Source organism: Collibacillus ludicampi (assembly GCF_023705585.1).
GTDB lineage: Bacteria > Bacillota > Bacilli > Tumebacillales > BOQE01 > Collibacillus > Collibacillus ludicampi.
Map to the genome: position 1 here is coordinate 3,517,717 of NZ_BOQE01000001.1, position 17,603 is coordinate 3,535,319.

Below are 17,603 nucleotides of genomic sequence, written 5' to 3' on the forward strand. Positions count from 1 at the left end.
GTTGGGGAGGAAGAGCATCTTTTCTAAAGCTCTGAAATTTTATTTGCATATATTAAATAAATATGAAATAATATTTTCATAAACTCGTTGGAGGTGTAAAAGGTGAACATTTCTGCTTTGCAAGCCCATTACCGTGAGAAGCGTCCAAAGTCTGCTTCTTTTTTTGAACAGGCAAAAAATCATATAACAGGAGGGGTCAACGGAAATCTAAGATTTTTTGAACCCTTCCCGATCACTTTTCAAGAAGCAAAAGGTGCCTGGTTATTTGATCTTGATGGCATGCGATATGTCGATTACCTTCTTTCATACGGAGCACTCTTATTAGGACACGGACATCCGAGCGTACGGGAAGCCGTCCAACGGGTGTGGCAAGAACAGGGGACGAGCAGTTTCGGAGCTACGTATCCCTTGGAACTGGATATGGCAAAAGAATTAAAAACGCTTTACCCCAGCTTTGAACAAGTACGGTTTACGAATTCCGGCTTAGAAGCCACATTGTTTGCTCTACGTCTCGCGCTGGCTTTTACGGGGAAAAGCCATATTGCCAAATTTGAAGGGCATTACCACGGAAGTCATGATCAGGTATTGGTGAGCGTGAACCCTGATTGGGAACGGGCAGGAGATCCGCAATCTCCCCAGGCCATACCGGAATCTTATGGGATGTCGGATTATTATCTCAAGCATACAGTGGTTCTGCCGTTCAACGATTGGGCCGCATGTGAAACCATCTTAACGAAGAGGAAAGACGAGATCGGTGCCGTGATTCTGGAACCGATGTTGTCGGGATATATAGCGGCCAACCGTGATTTCGTCATGCGATTGCGCGAGCTCACCAAGCAACTGGGTATTGTCTTAATCTTTGATGAAGTGAAAACGGGTTTTCGCATTTCTTTGGGAGGTGCTCAGGCGTTCTATGGGGTTCAACCCGATCTTACCGCATTAGGGAAAATCGTCGGGGGAGGTTTCCCGATCGGTGTGGTCGGGGGAAAACGTGAGATTCTTGAACTCGCTTCGCCCAGTCATTCACGCAATCGAGGGGAGACGGTGTTTCATAGCGGAACATTCAACGGAAATCCGATGTCTCTTGCGGCGGGTTTGGCGACGATTCGTCATGTAGCTCAACCGGGAACGTTCGAGAGAATTGTCGCGAGAACGACACGTTTGCGGAATGAGATCGAATCCCTCGGCCAACATTACGGTATTCCTGTGAAAACCATCGGGGAAGGGACTATATTTAACGTGGTTCTCGTCGAAGGCGAAATAACCAATTATCGCGATTTGCGTTTCGCTCGAAAAGATGTTAGGCTTGCCCTCGATTTTCTATTAATGGATCATGGCGTCTATTCGAAGCCATTGAATCGCTTCTCCATGTCTGAAGCTCATGGCGATGAAGAAATCAGAGCGACCGTTGATGCATTTGAAAGAAGTTTTGCTGTTTTGAAGAAGTTGTGACTTGCGGGTGATACCTCTTTGCGCTCGGGCTCCGTGAAAGTCGTCTCGCCTCTGAAATATCAGAGGTTGCGAGACGACTTTCAAAGTCGCTACCTCGCTGCAAAGAGGTATCACCACCCGAGGAACCTTTTCTATCCTCTGCTGAAGCCAAAAGAGGCATGGGTGATCGCATAAACGAAAACAGTCGATTAAAGACAGGGGGAAATTCCCTCTGGCGGGTGGTCATGGTATAGTTAGATTGAGGTGATCTCGATGGAACATGGGCCATCAGCTTTACAGCGGATTACGCAGCTCTATGCGCAAATGAGTCCGTCTCAACGAATGATCGCTGATGTGATCCTGCAAGATCCTGAGACGGCGGCTTTTTATACGGTAAGTGAGCTCGCTGCCAGGGCAGGTGTCAGTGATTCGACAGTAACCCGTTTTGCTACTTTTGTCGGCTGTTCAGGATTTCCGGCGCTGTCACGGGAATTGCAAGAACTGGTGCGGTCACGCCTGACAACGAGTGAACGATTTCAGTTATCACGAGCGGTAAAAACTGATGAACATCGGACGATCATACAATTTTTTGAGGATGATGTGCAAAATATCACGATGATGATGGAGCGGATGGATCTCGAATCGTTTGAAAGAACGGTTGATCGTTTGACCAAGGCAAACACCGTCGGAATTGTCTGTTCGCGCAGTTCGGTGGCCTTAGGTCTGTTTTTTGAGTTTTATCTCCACTTGCTCAAAAAGGATGTGGTTCTTTTTACCGGAGAACCCAGAACGATTGACTTGCTCCATCGCGTAGCTCGGGATGATGTCATGGTGGGAATTGGCTTTGCCCGCTATTCCCGCTTTACGGTTGAATGTCTGAAATACGGGAAAAGGAAAGGTGCTCATATTATCGCACTCACCGATTACCCCTCCTCACCCCTTGTTCCGTATGCGGATGAGGTGTTATTTACGCCAACGGGAATCGCGTCCCATTTGGATTCCTTCGTAGCACCGCTTTCGCTTATTACGGCGTTATTGCGCGCTCTGGCGAACCGGACTTCGGAACAACTGGCGGAAGGACTGCAAGCATTGGAAGATATTTGGCAAGACTTTCACGTATATATCGATCCGAAGAAAACGATGGCGAATGAATAATGGGTACTTTCATGGCTTCGCAACATTTGCAGCGGTGAAATCAAGGGTTACTAGTTGGCGCCTGCCGCAATCATTTTGCGGAGATTTTTCTTTTTTGGGGTACAGCGTGCAGAGCATGTACCGAAGAGACAAGAGTCACAAGATGAAAAAATTAATTTTATCTTAACGAAAATTTGCTATTATAATCACGGAACAAAAATTTGTAGCTATGGGACTTCAGAAAGGTAGGTAGATCGATGAATCTATTGCAAACGTTAATTTTTGCCATAATCCAGGGAATTACGGAATTATTTCCGATCAGCAGCGTTGCCCATGGGGTGCTCACACCTTATGTTTTTCATTGGAATCTTGACCCTGAATTTCTGAAGGAGCACTTTCTACCTTATGTTGTCATGCTGCATGTAGGAACTGCGGTAGCCTTGCTCATTTTCTTTCGAAACGACTGGATCGAGCTCATTCGCTCCGTCTTCGACAGCCGTAACCGGGATGCGCGCCGACTGCTCCTTTTAATCATTGTCGCCACCATTCCGGCCGCTGTGATCGGAGCTGTGTTTGAAAAGCCACTTCGCCATCTGTTCAGCAGTGTGACAAGCGCCGCTATCTTCTTAATAATCAACGGCTTCTTCCTTTATTTTGGAGAGAAAATGAGAAATCGTGGAACCAAAGAGGTTACGGATTTATCCGTTAGACAAGCCTTTATTATTGGTTTGTTTCAGTCTTTAGCTTTAATTCCCGGTTTTTCCCGTTCCGGTTCCAGCATGACTGCCGGATTCTGGATGGGTCTAAAGCACGAAGCATCTGCCCGCTTCTCCATGCTGTTGGCAACTCCGATTATTTTGGGAGCTGGCGTTCTGGAAATTCCTAAACTAGCGAAATCAGGTGTGCATGGCTTGTTCCAAATCTCAATCATCGGCGGAATTTTTTCCGGTTTATTCGCTTTCTTGGCCGTTTGGATTCTCATGCGCTGGTTTAAGAAGAATGAAATTGATGCGATGCGCCCGTTTGCTTATTACTGCTGGGCTGTAGGAGCCATAGTCCTTATCACCTCTATTTTTTAGTCGGTGCGAACCTTTACGAATGAATAGACTTGTGCCGAAAAGAGGCCTGAATGGATCAGATAGAAATGCCTAAATAAACAAGGCGGCTCACGATAAATAGGGCCGCCTTTCCAATTCCTCTATCTGTTTGATCAGATGCTCGATGTCCCGTGGGTTATATATAAAAAAGGAAGTCATTTTTTTCGTCAAGTAGTGAGTGATCAGGGTAACTCCGGATGCACCCGCCACAAAAAACACAACGAGAACCATCATTTGAACACCTCAGTACAAATTATATGCTTGTGTTCCATGATTCATGTCGTAAAGTTCGCGATTCCCTAGGGACTTTCCATATTCCGGTGAGAAGAATAAAAAAGAATGAGAAAGCTCAATTCTAAAAAGGCGGCTCGCAAAAACAAAGATACTTTCGTTTCCAAGTACGAGTGAACCCTTAAAAGATGAACTTTCTACTTCTAAAAGAATAGTTACTATGTTAAAATAGGAAAGTACCATTTGGTAAACGATGCACCTTCATTAAGATCTTTCTAGAAAGGGGATCCCACATGCAAACAACTGATACACAAATGACCGTTGAAGAAAGTATGCGTGCCCGCCATTCCGTTCGCAAATATCAAAAAGACGTAACGATTCCGGAATCTGAACTGAACGAAATTCTGGAACTGGCGGCAACGGCTCCGTCTTCCTGGAATTTGCAACATTGGCGCTTCCTCGTCGTAACCGACCAAAAGAGCAAGGAACGCTTGCTGCCGATTGCCTATAATCAACAACAAGTTGTCGAATGCTCGGCCGTCATCGTCATCCTCGGTGATGTCGAGGCAGATCGGTCGGCAGAAGCCGTCTTCCGTCCGGCATTGGAAGCTGGGAAGATGTCAAAAGAAGCGTACGATACTCTTCTAGGCAATATTAAAAACGCATATCAGAATAACCAATTCCGGCGTGACGAAGCGATTCTGAACGCAGGATTTGCGGCGATGCAGCTGATGTTGGCGGCGAAGGCGAAGGGTTATGATACCTGCCCGATGGGCGGTTTTGATCGCCAGAAAATCGTACAAGAACTGAACATTCCGGAACGTTTCATTCCCGTGATGATGCTCACACTCGGGAAAGCGGCTGCACCCGCGCATCCTACCAAGCGTTTCCCGCTCGAACAACTGGTGATCAAAGAAAAATTTTAAACGTTTGATCCAATAGAGAAAGCGAATCAAGTGAGTCGAAGTCCGATTCCCCTTGATTCGCTTTTTTCATTTCATAAATTATTGCTTGTATTTTGCGAGCTTCGCTACCACCGATACATCATTGGGAATATGGTCTTTCTTGAGAGTAGAATGGGTGAGAGACGATACCCAATCGACTTTCGCTTCGTATTTTTGCGTCCGTGCTTTTTGGACCAGAGACTGTAATCGCTCCCTGTTCTGTTCGAGGCTCTCTTTCATCAGGTTCAAACGTTTTTCCGGGAAGGGAAGTCCAGTCAGAATGGAAGTGATGACAGCGTCCGATTCATTCGGATAGTTGCCTTCAAAGAGAAGCAGGGGTTCACCTATTCTTTCGAAGAGTGCCGGTACACTGATTAATTTTGATAATCCTTCGGGACCTTCGTAAATCAGACCAGCTTTAACAACACCTACCGTTTCAATCGGTGCGAATACCGAACGTATTAGGGATAAATTGAATTGGTTAGATACTTCAGCTTGTGTCTTACAATCGTTCACAACCGTCGTTGAAATGATGGCTGCACCGCGAGTATTGAGAACATTAAGAAGGTCAGCTTCGTCAAAGTTGCCCAACGGAGAGGACTTCGTTGTGATCCGGAGGATCGCATCAAATGATCGAATCACTTGCGTGTTCACGATTTGATACAATTGGGACTTTGTCGCTTGTGGATTCGTCTTGCGAACTTGTTCGTTATCCACGATGAATACGGGCCCAATTCCTTCAATCGCGGAAAGTTCGGCCATCGCTTTCGAAGCGTTCATCTTATTGCCGGCAAGGACGTTTTTCTCGGGGAGGATGGCGATAGCTCCAATAATCGTATCAGGAAGGTAGCTGGTCAATACGTCGATGAGTATAGGGCCCATTCCGGACCCGGTTCCGCCATCCGTCGAGAACGCGACGAGCAAGACTTTCACATTCTTAAAGGATTGGCCTACGAATTTACATATCTCATCCCAGTGAAATTGAACAGCCTCAATGCCTACCGTTCGATTTTGACCCGCACCATTGCGACCAGGGACATAATACTTGTTGGGAACCTTCGAATTTGAAATCGTGTCGTTGGCATTGGTATTGATGATGGCGGTTGTGAACCCATAAGTGGCTGCTATTTCCGCGATATTCCCACCAGCTTGACCAACCCCAAGTATACCTATAGGTTTCATGATATTCCTCCTTAGGTAGGGTATCCCGCGATAGGGGGGGAGCAGATAATCATGCCATTATACATGATATTTTGGTTCGGTCTTTCATTATTCGTAATTTTCTTAAATCCAATCCTATAGATTATCATAAGATCTTTGGGTTTTTCCATTTATTAGCTTGGATGTGCAGGCTCTTCAGTTTCTTTGGGAAAGGAATGACCCGTCGACATAACCCCCATAGGGGGATATAATCGCGTAAAGGAATCATTTTTGAGTGAACATACACAAAACAGAAAGTGTTAGAGAATTTGATTCGTCGGGGAAGTGATTTTGATGGTTTCAGTAGATATAGCCCATAAACAAACGTCCAAACAAAAGATTTCGAAAATACTCTCATTGGCTGTTCCTGCGATGATAGAGAATATTCTTCAGACAGTCGTCGGTTTTGTCGATACGCTTCTCGTGTCTCGGTTGGGATTAACAGAAGTTACAGCGGTTGGTGTAGCGAATGCAGTTTTAGCTGTCTATATCGCCATTTTTATGGCCATCGGAGTCGGATCCTCTTCCCTCGTCGCACGCAGTGTGGGTGCTGGGGATTGGGAACAGGCGAAAGCGATTGCGAAACAATCCACACGGATTTCTGCGATGGCGGGTTTATTCTTTGGTCTGATCACTCTCTTTTTTGCAGAACCATTCCTTAAAATCATGGGAGCGGAACCAAAGGTTCTAGCTGTAGGGGCTGCCTATTTTCGTATCGTTGCCGTTCCCTCTATCTTCATTTCGTTAATGTTTATTTTTGGTAGTCTTTTAAGAGCATCCGGAGATACGAAAACACCCATGAAGGTCAGCGGGTGGATGAACCTGATTCATATAGGTTTGGATTACATTTTGATTTTTGGGGTGTTTGGATTCAATGGTTTAGGGGTTGCAGGTGCAGCATGGGCGACTGTTATTGTGAGGGCTCTTGGAACAATCGTTCTTTTTTCTTTCATATATAATTCGAAGATTTCATTCAAAGATACCTCAGTGAACGCAAAGCCATATACATCTCCTATCTTGAAACTCTCCACGCCGGCAGCCATAGAACGCTTAATCATGCGTTTAGGGCAGGTACTTTATCTTGGCTTGATCGTCCGTATAGGAACCGAAACCTATGCAGCTCATACGATTGCAGGGAACATCGAAACATTCTCTTATATGCCCGGATACGGATTAGCGGTCGCCGCTACCACATTAGTGGGTCAACATATCGGGGCAAAGCGAACAAAAGATGCTTATTCGTATGGAATGTTAACGACTGGTGTTGCCATCATATTTATGTCCTTTATAGGTATCCTGTTATTTTTCTTCTCCCCTTGGTTTGCAACCTGGTTTACCTCAGATAAATCTGCCATTGATATGGTTGTTACGGCGTTACGAATCGATGCTATTGCTCAACCAGCATTAGCCGTCGGTTTGGTTTTGGCAGGAGCCTTACAAGGAGCAGGCGATACGATAAGTCCCATGTATAGTACCGCAATTGGCATGTGGATGATTCGTGTTGTAGGGGTTTATATACTGGGAATCCAGTTCCATATGGGAATTGCCGGGGTTTGGTTATCCATTGCCATTGACTTGTTTGTTCGTGCTCTATTTTTGTTTATTCGGTTCAGAGCTCGGTTCAAAACTTCACCCGATTGTTGCTGCGGACATAACAAACCTTTTTCTTTCGAATCCTCCACGCAGTGAATACCCTTGCTTGAAGCGATGGCGACTTGTGCCATTCGGGATTTTCTCCTATAGATAATGCCTATGACGGACTTATAAAAAAAGAGCCTACCCAACCGGGAGGCTCTAATTGATTCCCCTATATTTCAGTCGATTTACAAACATCCTCCATATGTTTTACACATTTATTCCACATTTCTCTAAGGAAATTCTAATAAACAGGTCCTATAATTTAAACATGAGACTACCACTACAAATAATCGATGAAAGGGGAGTGTCTACGTCCGGTGTTTTCACAGGGAGAAGAAGCAAGGGTTATTTATACAATATATACATAAAATGATTCTGATTCGTTCATCTTCCCCAAATACAACAATCGAGACCCCCTGTATTTTACAATATTAACCCAAGAAATCCGCCTCTTTGCAGGCGATTTTTTGTTCCTTCCTGTAACCATTTTAATGCTCCCTCGCTTCATAGCCGTCTACTCCAGCGTTGTACATGAGTTCAAACCTGCTGAAATACAGACGTCCCTTCTCAAGTGAAGGGGCGTTTTTATTCCTATAAAGTGCAGATTTTGTATCTCGTTTTGCTTCTCTGGATAAAGTAAAGCTGTAAAAATCTCTGACAGAGGTGAGAAGATGAAAGCTGTAACCTACCAAGGGATACGCAACGTAGTGGTCAAAGAAGTGGACGATCCGAAACTGGAGAAAAGTGACGATATTGTAGTCCGTATTACCAGTACGGCGATTTGTGGTTCTGACATTCATTTAATCCACGGAATGATCCCGAATATGCCTACCGATTTTATTATTGGGCATGAACCGATGGGGATTGTAGAAGAAGTAGGACCGGAAGTTACCAAAGTAAAAAAGGGTGACCGTGTGATCATCCCCTTTAACATCGCATGCGGAGAATGTTTCTATTGTAAAAACCAATTGGAAAGCCAATGCGATCATGCCAATCCCCATGGAGATGCAGGCGCTTACTTTGGCTATTCTGAAACATTTGGCGGCTATGCCGGCGGGCAAGCGGAGTTTTTGCGGGTGCCTTACGGAAATTTTACACCTTTTCGTGTACCGGACGATTGTGAACTGGAAGATGAAAAAATTCTTTTTCTCGCCGATATCATACCTACCGCGTATTGGGGGGTAGATACAGCGGGAGTGAAACCCGGGGATACCGTCATCGTTTTAGGATGTGGACCAGTTGGACTTTTAACCCAGAAATTTGCCTGGTTAAAAGGAGCCAAGCGCGTGATTGCGGTGGATTACATACAGTATCGTTTGGAGCTTGCCAAAAAAGTTAATCAAGTGGAAGTCGTTGATTTTACCACGGAAGATAATATTGGAAATCATTTGAAAGAGATGACTCACGGTGGCGCTGATGTGGTCATTGATTGCGTAGGGATGGATGGAAAAAGGACATTCCTCGAAACGGTGGAAACCGCGCTGAAGTTGCAGGGAGGAGCGATGGGTGCCATTGTGATAGCGAGTCAGGCGGTTCGAAAAGGAGGCACCATTCAACTAGTGGGCGTCTATGGCATGCGTTATAACGCTTTCCCCTTGGGAGACCTATTCGCGCGCAACATCACACTCAAGATGGGACAAGCACCCGTGATTCATTACATGCCTCATTTATATTCCATGATCCAAAGAGGGGAATTTGATCCCACCGACATTATCACGCATCGACTTCCTTTGGAACAAGCGAAACATGCGTATGAGATCTTTGATGCGAAGAAAGATGGTTGTATCAAAGTTGTGCTAAAACTTTAATGTTTGTTGTCAAGTGTAGGGTGTTCGAATCGATTCTTTTCAAAATGGTTTGGCCCCGAAGGCAGCCAACGCTGCCTTGGGTCAAGGTATCACGACAAGGTTTATCACATGACTACTACCAATCGAGATGCTTCTCCTCTGGCTAATCGATCAAATCCTTCATTAATTTGGTCAAGAGGTAACCGATCGGTTAAAATCTTATCTACAGGAAGTCGACCTTGTTTGTACAATTCAATGAAACGAGGAATATCCCTTGATGGAACACAACTTCCTACATAGGAGCCTTTAATCGTTCTTTCTTCAACAGTTAATGTCACTTGTGGAATGGAAAATTGATGATCTGGGTGTGGTAAGCCTGTTGTTACCGTCATTCCTCCACGTTTTGTAATCCGATATGCGATATCCATAGCCTGTATGACACCTGCTGTTTCAAATGCATAGTCGACACCCCCGTTTGTTGATGCACGAACATGGTGAACCACCTCTGGATCGCGAGAATTATATACGTGAGTCGCTCCTAATTTTTGGGCTAGCTCTAGTTTGTAAGGATTGACATCTACCGCAACAATTTTTCCTGCTCCAGCGACAATCGACCCAAGTAAAGCGCTTAATCCTACACCGCCAAGTCCAACAATGGCTACTGTACTTCCTGGTTCAACCCTTGCCGTATTAACAACAGCTCCCACACCAGTCATCACAGCACAACCAAAGATAGCCACTTTATCTAGGGGGATTTCTGGATCAACCTTAACTAATGAATTTCGAGCAATGACTGCATATTCCGCAAAACCAGAAACTCCGAGATGATGATGAATGTCTGTTCCGTGTAAATGAATACGGCGTTCTCCGCTAAGTAACGTACCTTCAGCATTTGCTTTCGCTCCCGGTTCGCACAAAGCCGGGCGACCTTCTTGGCAAGGTAAGCAGTGACCGCAGCTAGGTACAAAAGAACAAACAACGTGATCTCCCTTTTGTAGATCCGTTACACCTTCACCGACCTCAATAACAATACCAGCCGCTTCATGACCTAACGCCATCGGCAACGGCCTCGGGCGGTCTCCGTTAATCACAGAAAGGTCAGAGTGGCATAAACCGGCTGCTTTAATCTGTACCAGTACCTCCCCGCGTTTTGGCGGATCCAACTCTAATTCTTCGATCTTCAGTGGACGGCTTACTGCATACGGTGCCGGTAAGTTCATTTCATGTAAAACGGCAGCACGAATCTTCATCATTACTTCTCCTCTCAGACTGGAATCACAGTCGTTTTGCCCAATGAGGTTACTATGAAGATATTGTACATGCTGGAAACTATGAAGGTATGAATACGTTTCGAAGAGATTTTGTATTAGGAATTTTTATACGATAAGGTCAATGTATATTCCGATGGCACAAAGTTTGAAGTTGTTACAACACAATGGTATCACAAATCTATCCCCAAGTTATTTTTTATTTCGATATAGACACAAAGCAGTTTGCTGGGTATGCTGTGACTCTTCGCAGGAGATCGCACGGAGACTAGAATCGGAGATTAATCTGTTCGAGGCAAAACAACGAGCCAAACGGATTGTGGAAGGGTCTAAAAGGCGTAGAAAAAAGAGATCCAGGCGATCTCTTTTTCATTTACTTCAATTCGATTGTGCCACCTTATCTGATTCGCGCGCCCTCATGGCTTTTTTAGAGCTTCCGGTGGTCGCGACGACTCCCAAAATGATCAAAACCCCTCCAGCGATTTGGGAAAGGAGAAGTTTCTCCCCCGTCAGCGAACCGATGATGACGGTAAAGAGAGTAAGAAGGTTTAGGTAAATCCCCGCTTGATTGGCGCCGATCTTCTTCACACCGATGTTCCAAAAAACGAACGAGCAGACCGAGGGGAACAGCCATATGTAAATGATCCCACTCCACGCCAGCGCGCTGACGCCTGCAAAACGGATCGGATGGGCAACCACGAAAGGCAGCAACATGACGACACTGAACGCGACCGATAGCGTTGTTGCGGTAATCGGTGGAACGTCTATCCGCTTACCCACAACCGAATAGAGCGTCCACACGAAGTCAGCCGCGAACATCAGCAAGTCCCCACGGTTATAGTGTGTCTGGAAGACATAGGCGACGTTTCCCTTTGTCAGAACGAAAACCACTCCGATCAGCGATAGAAAGAACCCGCCAATCTGAAGCCAAGTCACCCTCTCTTTGAGCAAAACCAAAGAAAAAAGGACAATCATCGCCGGACACAACGCGTTAACCAAAGACGCGTTGACCGCCGAGGTGTATCGAAGGGAAGCGTACAGCAGCAGGTTGTAGCCGATGATGCCGAGAAGCCCTAGAACTGCCAAAGATAGCCAATACGTCTTCAGTACAGCTTTGTAGTCCGGCTTTTCCGTTCTATAAGAAATGGGGATGAGAAACAGGAGAGCCAAGCACCACCTCAAAAAAGTGAGCCAAACGGGGCTCATGTCCGCCACCACATATTTCCCGAATATGTAATTTCCCGCCCAAAACAGGTTCGCTAAAACCAGAAACAATCTCGCTTTCATCCGATATACCTCTTTTCAAAAGATTCGCAATCTATTATAGCAAACGCATACAAAAAGAGATAGGCGATCCTTCACAGAGTTTACAAGTTCACAATGGCTATCTGAACCAACGATATTTCTCCTCATACATCCCTGCTTTTGAGCGAGGAGAATACGGCTTGAGTCTTCTCAAATAATTCGTGCAAAACTTTATCATTTAGGTTAATCTGAGATTAAGCCATTTTTCATTCCCCATCGTAGCTTGGGTCTGGACAACCTCATTCAACCCTAGAGGGTGAGATGGCTCATATCTTTTTAGAAGATGAGTCTATATTACATAGTATATCGGACTCGACTGGTTTCTTATCAGAAATTAGTTGCACCACAACCTAACTGACGATTTTGGGGTATTCAAGTGGAGTTAGAATCATCTCAACAGGAGGTTATGTGTGATGACAGAATTTCGTGCGCTCGTAGTCGACAAGAAAGAGGATCGTTTTACCGTTGAAATCAAGTCATTGACCTTCAGCGATCTGCCGAAAGGTGATGTAACGATTCAAGTTGCCTATTCTAGTGTCAATTACAAAGACGGCCTGGCTGCCATCCCAAACGGCAATATTGTGAGATCTTACCCGTTTGTTCCTGGAATTGACCTGGCTGGTACCGTGATCTCCTCTGATGATCCGAGATTTCGGGAAGGCGACAAAGTATTGGCCACATCTTACGAAATCGGCGTCTCCCATTACGGCGGTTTCAGCCAATATGCCCGAATTCCTGCAGAGTGGGTTGTTCCGCTTCCAGAAGGACTTTCTCTGAAAGAAGCAATGGTCTTTGGAACCGCGGGGTTTACAGCCGCTTTGTCGATTCAACGATTGGAAGAGTTCGGTTTGCATCCTGATTTAGGATCAGTTTTGGTCACAGGAGCGACGGGAGGAGTCGGTAGTTTTGCTGTTGCAATGCTGTCCAAGTTAGGATACGAAGTTGTCGCTAGTACGGGTAAAGCCTCGGAGCACGAGTACTTATTACGCCTTGGTGCCAAGCAAGTCATTCCAAGGGAAGAGCTGATACCTGAAAAAATCCGCCCGCTAGACAAACAGCGGTGGGCAGGAGCTGTCGATCCAGTGGGCGGCAGAACCCTTGCCTACATCCTCAGTACATTAAAATATGGAGGATCTGTCGCTGTCAGCGGATTGACGGGCGGAAGCGATCTGCAGACGACAGTCTTTCCTTTCATTTTACGTGGCGTGAACTTGATTGGAATAGACTCGGTTTATTGTCCAATGGAAATCCGGGTGAATTTGTGGAAACGCATGGCAACTGATTTGAAACCAGAAACTCTTCTCACCGATATCGCTCAGGATGTCACGCTTGATGAATTGCCGGAAGTGCTCTCGCGAATTCTAAAAGGGGAAATTCGCGGCCGAACAATTGTAAAATTATAGAGTTTCAGAGATCTAATGAGGATCCACCAACCCAATGATCTCGGAGGCCTGACGGCTGCCGAAACGGGTGTGTCTTTCTGCCGGTCATCGATACAGCCGAGCAGTTGGAGGGCTATCTAGCAAAAGCTGTTCCCTCTTAAACAATTCAAGTAATTAAGCTAACGGGATTCTAGTGTAGAGGAGCATGTATTTTGCTCCTTTTTTATTTCTTTACATAATGGACAGTTTTTATGAACTAAATAATCGATAGATTGTCTACCAAAGGTTGTAGTAGAGAGGATTCATTTATGATCATTTCGTGATGGTAATTTATAAGTCACGGAATTTTGCGGCCATCACAATCATGTTGAGTCTTATACCTAAAAGAATAACGGATACGTAAACTAGCATGGTTAGACGTGGTGCTACTCATAACAAACTTTTTTCTTCGTTTTTAGGAAGCTCATGCTCGACGATCTCGACAAATTCCGGTTCACAGGGTAATTTCTTATGGAAGCATACGGGAGATGATGGGATGGACGGCTATCCTCTAAAACTATCAAAAATTATTTACGAGCATAACATAATGGAAGGGGATCTGATGGCAAACTCATTTCATTCAACCGCCTTATAGCGAACAAATCCGTATAAATGTACATCAATTCGTCCATTTTGCTAAAACATTCATTTTAAAAAGGAAGAAATGAGGTTCACGAAATGACTTGATGCGGTCTGATAGTATAAAATTTTTGCTTGTAGCATTCAAATTTGCCATCGAAACAGTCTTATGTTTCATATATCATGAGGATCATTCAGTCCTTGAAGGGGTGATAGATATGGGAGATGGCCCACAGTACTTCAGCGATCAAGAAGGCGACATTCGTGGAGCGTTTGGAACTATCCGCCAAGAGGATACAGCTCCACGTAAAACTTGGGGTGCCCGCCTTCGTACTCTGTTGACTATAATGGGTCCCGGTCTCATCGTCATGGTGGGCGACAACGACGCAGGAGGTATCGCTACTTATGCACAGGCCGGGCAGAACTATGGAACGAGTTTGCTGTGGGTGCTTCTGCTTCTCATTCCCGTATTAATCGTTAATCAAGAGATGGTCGTACGTCTGGGTCTCGTGACTGGAGTAGGCCACGCCCGTCTCGTCTTTGAACGTTTTGGACGATTCTGGGGGGCTTTCTCTGTCGGAGATCTTTTTATTGTCAATTGTCTGACTCTTATCACAGAGTTTATCGGAATCGACTTGGCGATGTCGTATTTCGGAGTCAGTCCATATATTTCCGTCCCAATGGCCGCATTGCTACTCATTGCAATGACTGTGACTGGCAGTTTCCGACGCTGGGAGACGTTCATGTACCTTTTCATCTTAGCTAATTTTTTAGTGATTCCACTCGCGATCAGGAGCCATCCTCATGCCGGTTCAGTTCTACACGATTTTTGTGTCCCCCATGTTCAAGGTGGCCTGAACTCGGATGCACTGTTGCTCATTATTAGTTTGGTCGGTACCACAGTTGCACCTTGGCAACTGTTCTTCCAGCAGTCTAACGTGATCGATAAATGTCTGACTCCACGTTGGATGTCCTACGAACGGGCGGATACGATCATCGGTGCATTCGTCGTGATTCTCGGTGCGGCAGCTTTAATTATCGCTACTGCTTTCGCCTTTCAGGGTTCAAATCTTTTGGGTGCGTTCACCGATGCTGGTGCGGTCGCAAAAGGTTTGGCCGAAAAAGTCGGGCCGTTATCGGGCGACTTTTTTGCGATTATATTGATAAACGCTTCACTGATTGGTGCGGCTTCTGTTACGCTCTCCACATCATATGCTTTTGGCGATGTGTTTGGCATTAAACATTCCTTGCATCGGAACTGGAGGGACGCTCTGGGCTTTTATGTCAGCTACACCATTCTCATATTGATATCCGGAGGGATTGTACTGATCCCCCATGCACCCCTAGGCCTCATCACAACGGCGGTGCAGGCGCTCGCGGGTGTATTGCTTCCTAGTGCAACAGTCTTCTTGCTCTTGCTGTGCAATGATAAGGATGTTCTTGGTCCTTGGGTCAACAAAATGTGGCTGAATGTAGTAAGCAGTATCATTGTCGGTGTATTGGTCATGCTCTCATTTATCCTTGCCGCGACAACCCTTTTCCCTGACGTGAATGTACGACTCTTGACCGAGATTTTGGCGGGCATTTTGGTGATCGGACTTCTAGTCGCTGGATTGCTATATTTTCGTCATCGAGGGAAAAATCCCACCCTTCTCGAACCTGAACAGGATCGCTTGACTTGGCGGATGCCCCCATTAAGTACGCTTCCGAAACCCGTATGGACGAAGACACGGAAGTTGGGCATGATCCTATTGCGCGGCTACCTGCTCGTAGCGGTCATTATGTTGATTGTAAAAGCTGTGCAACTCGCATTTGGACATTAATTTTCAATCATCAAGGGGACGATTTCGACGTTAGAATATGTCATCTGTCCGTTTCTTTTTGAATTTTAATTTAATATAGTAAATCAGAAAATTACAAGGAGATGAGATTATGGACGATTGGAAATTGTTTATGTCAAGCAGAGAGTCAGAGTCCGAGTCAGAGTCAGAGAGACGTAGGCGAGAATCTGAGTCAGAGAGTCGTGAAAGAGAGTCTGAGTCGGAGAGTCGCGAAAGAGAGTCCGAGTCAGAGTCAGAAAGACGTAGGCGAGAGTCTGAGTCAGAGTTTGAGAGACATGAGCGAGAGTCTGAGTCAGAAAGACACGAGTCAGAGTCTGAGTCTGAGTTTGAGTTTGTGAAAGAGAAGAGAGAGTTTAAGAGAGTGTTTGTGAGAAGAAGGTCAGAGTCTGAGTCAGAGTTTGAGAGACATGAGTCTGAGTCAGAGAGTCGTGAAAGAGAATCAGAGTCAGAGTTTGAGAGACATGAGTCCGAGTCGGAGCGACGTGAAAGAGAGTCCGAGTCAGAGAGTCGTGAAAGAGAATCAGAGTCTGAATCAGAGAGTCGTGAAAGAGAGTCCGAGTCAGAGTCAGAAAGCCGTCGCCGCACGACAGGCCGTCGCCGTACCACAGGCCGTCGCCGCACGACAGGCCGTCGCCGTACCACGGGTCGCCGCCGCACCACGGGTCGTCGCAGTACCACGGGTCGTCGCCGTACCACGGGTCGTCGATGAGCGAGGGTCAGAGTCTGGGAGTTCATTCGACTAAAAATCAAAAGCATGAATCTGAAAAGCAACAAATTATACGAAAAGAGCTTTTTATAATAAAGTTCTAACGTGGGTAGGTATTTACCACAGCAAATATATTCTAAAAGTACCGCGCGACTAATGAACACTCCGCTTGAGGAGCTTGGTATGTAACAACAAAGGGAGTCTGCTTTTGAGGACTCTCTTTGTTGTTTTTGTTATGCCTACTTTTGATTTCTGAAATATGACCCACACTCCTATCAAACACTGAGCTTCGTCACGATAATAGGTTAGGGGTAAATTGTCTGCTCATTCGACAGCTTATATAACTTTTAGGAATTTATGGTTAATAGTAAAGAGCACCTGCAACCTGCAGGTGCTTACTTAACTAACATCCACCGCGACGACGCATACGACGCTTACGCTTTCGACGCATAGGACTGCAACGAACCACTATACGATGACCCGGTCTGAGAGTGATGACTATTCTACGACGAGGCCTTCTCACACCATTAATCGCTGATACTCGAACACGGAGACGATCAGTTCTACGACGACCATCGGTTCTGCGACGACCATCGGTTCTGCGACGACCATCGGTTCTACGACGACCATCGGTTCTGCGACGACTATCGGTTCTGCGACGACTATCGGTTCTACGACGACCATCGGTTCTGCGACGACCATCGGTTCTACGACGACCATCGGTTCTGCGACGACCATCGGTTCTACGACGACCATCGGTTCTGCGACGACCATCAGTTCTGCTACGACCTGTACTCCTGAAACCTGTTGTTCTACGCCCGGTTGTACGACGTCCTGTAGTCCTAAAGAACTGTTGTGCGACGTCCTCTAGTCTACGCCCAGTTGTACGACGTCCGGTAGTTCTTCGCGCCATATAAACTCACCCCTTTATATAGAAAATTCAAGAGACAAACAAATGGAAAGGTACAGATTATATAGTTTATAAAACAAATTTCTTCGTTAACGTTTTAAGAAAATAAAA

13 protein-coding genes are annotated in these 17,603 nt (G+C 45.7%); 8 read left to right on the forward strand and 5 right to left on the reverse strand.

Annotation, left to right across the window (positions count from 1 at the left end; translation table 11 throughout):
• Positions 1-102: 102 nt before the first annotated feature.
• The 3 genes from DNHGIG_RS17895 to DNHGIG_RS17905 all read left to right on the forward strand — a co-directional run bounded on the left by DNHGIG_RS17895 (position 103) and on the right by DNHGIG_RS17905 (position 3,644).
• Positions 103-1,452, forward strand: a complete 1,350-nt coding sequence (locus DNHGIG_RS17895; RefSeq protein ID WP_282200878.1) for an aspartate aminotransferase family protein — start codon at positions 103-105, stop codon at positions 1,450-1,452.
• Between the two features lie 252 nt (positions 1,453-1,704).
• Positions 1,705-2,586, forward strand: coding sequence for a MurR/RpiR family transcriptional regulator (locus tag DNHGIG_RS17900; protein ID WP_282200879.1), 882 nt, complete (start codon positions 1,705-1,707; stop codon positions 2,584-2,586).
• Positions 2,587-2,822: 236 nt separating this feature from the next.
• Positions 2,823-3,644, forward strand: a complete 822-nt coding sequence (locus tag DNHGIG_RS17905; RefSeq protein ID WP_282200880.1) for an undecaprenyl-diphosphate phosphatase — start codon at positions 2,823-2,825, stop codon at positions 3,642-3,644.
• Between the two features lie 87 nt (positions 3,645-3,731).
• Here the strand turns inward: DNHGIG_RS17905 and DNHGIG_RS17910 are convergent, their stop codons facing one another.
• A complete protein-coding gene (locus DNHGIG_RS17910; protein WP_282200881.1) occupies positions 3,732-3,893 on the reverse strand; it encodes a hypothetical protein in 162 nt (53 codons plus the stop codon).
• Positions 3,894-4,186: 293 nt separating this feature from the next.
• On the opposite strand from DNHGIG_RS17910, the gene DNHGIG_RS17915 reads away from it, so the two are divergent.
• Positions 4,187-4,819 (forward strand): nitroreductase family protein, encoded by a 633-nt coding sequence (locus DNHGIG_RS17915; protein WP_282200882.1) that lies wholly within the window; start codon positions 4,187-4,189, stop codon positions 4,817-4,819.
• Positions 4,820-4,897: 78 nt separating this feature from the next.
• Here DNHGIG_RS17915 and DNHGIG_RS17920 read toward each other — a convergent pair whose 3' ends face one another.
• Positions 4,898-6,019 (reverse strand): FtsZ/tubulin family protein, encoded by a 1,122-nt coding sequence (locus DNHGIG_RS17920; protein ID WP_282200883.1) that lies wholly within the window; start codon positions 6,017-6,019, stop codon positions 4,898-4,900.
• Between the two features lie 312 nt (positions 6,020-6,331).
• Here DNHGIG_RS17920 and DNHGIG_RS17925 point away from each other — a divergent pair, with 312 nt between their 5' ends.
• Positions 6,332-7,726, forward strand: coding sequence for an MATE family efflux transporter (locus DNHGIG_RS17925; protein WP_282200884.1), 1,395 nt, complete (start codon positions 6,332-6,334; stop codon positions 7,724-7,726).
• Positions 7,727-8,346: 620 nt separating this feature from the next.
• The gene (locus DNHGIG_RS17930) at positions 8,347-9,483 is read left to right on the forward strand and encodes a zinc-dependent alcohol dehydrogenase (RefSeq protein ID WP_282200885.1); all 1,137 of its coding nucleotides are present in this window, start codon (positions 8,347-8,349) and stop codon (positions 9,481-9,483) included.
• 104 nt (positions 9,484-9,587) lie between these two features.
• On the opposite strand, the gene DNHGIG_RS17935 is transcribed toward DNHGIG_RS17930, so the two are convergent.
• Positions 9,588-10,712: a zinc-dependent alcohol dehydrogenase family protein gene (locus DNHGIG_RS17935; RefSeq protein WP_282200886.1), complete on the reverse strand. Its 1,125-nt coding sequence runs from the start codon at positions 10,710-10,712 to the stop codon at positions 9,588-9,590.
• A gap of 396 nt (positions 10,713-11,108) precedes the next feature.
• A complete protein-coding gene (locus DNHGIG_RS17940) occupies positions 11,109-12,017 on the reverse strand; it encodes a DMT family transporter (RefSeq protein WP_282200887.1) in 909 nt (302 codons plus the stop codon).
• A 431-nt stretch (positions 12,018-12,448) separates the two neighbouring features.
• Here DNHGIG_RS17940 and DNHGIG_RS17945 point away from each other — a divergent pair, with 431 nt between their 5' ends.
• Positions 12,449-13,438, forward strand: coding sequence for an NADPH:quinone oxidoreductase family protein (locus tag DNHGIG_RS17945; RefSeq protein WP_282200888.1), 990 nt, complete (start codon positions 12,449-12,451; stop codon positions 13,436-13,438).
• Between the two features lie 815 nt (positions 13,439-14,253).
• Complete coding sequence (locus DNHGIG_RS17950) at positions 14,254-15,858, forward strand: NRAMP family divalent metal transporter (protein ID WP_282200889.1); 1,605 nt, start codon at positions 14,254-14,256, stop codon at positions 15,856-15,858.
• A gap of 1,243 nt (positions 15,859-17,101) precedes the next feature.
• Here DNHGIG_RS17950 and DNHGIG_RS17955 read toward each other — a convergent pair.
• Entirely contained in the window at positions 17,102-17,356 is a 255-nt protein-coding gene (locus DNHGIG_RS17955) for a hypothetical protein (protein ID WP_282200890.1), read from the reverse strand.
• Between the last annotated feature and the right edge of the window lie 247 nt (positions 17,357-17,603).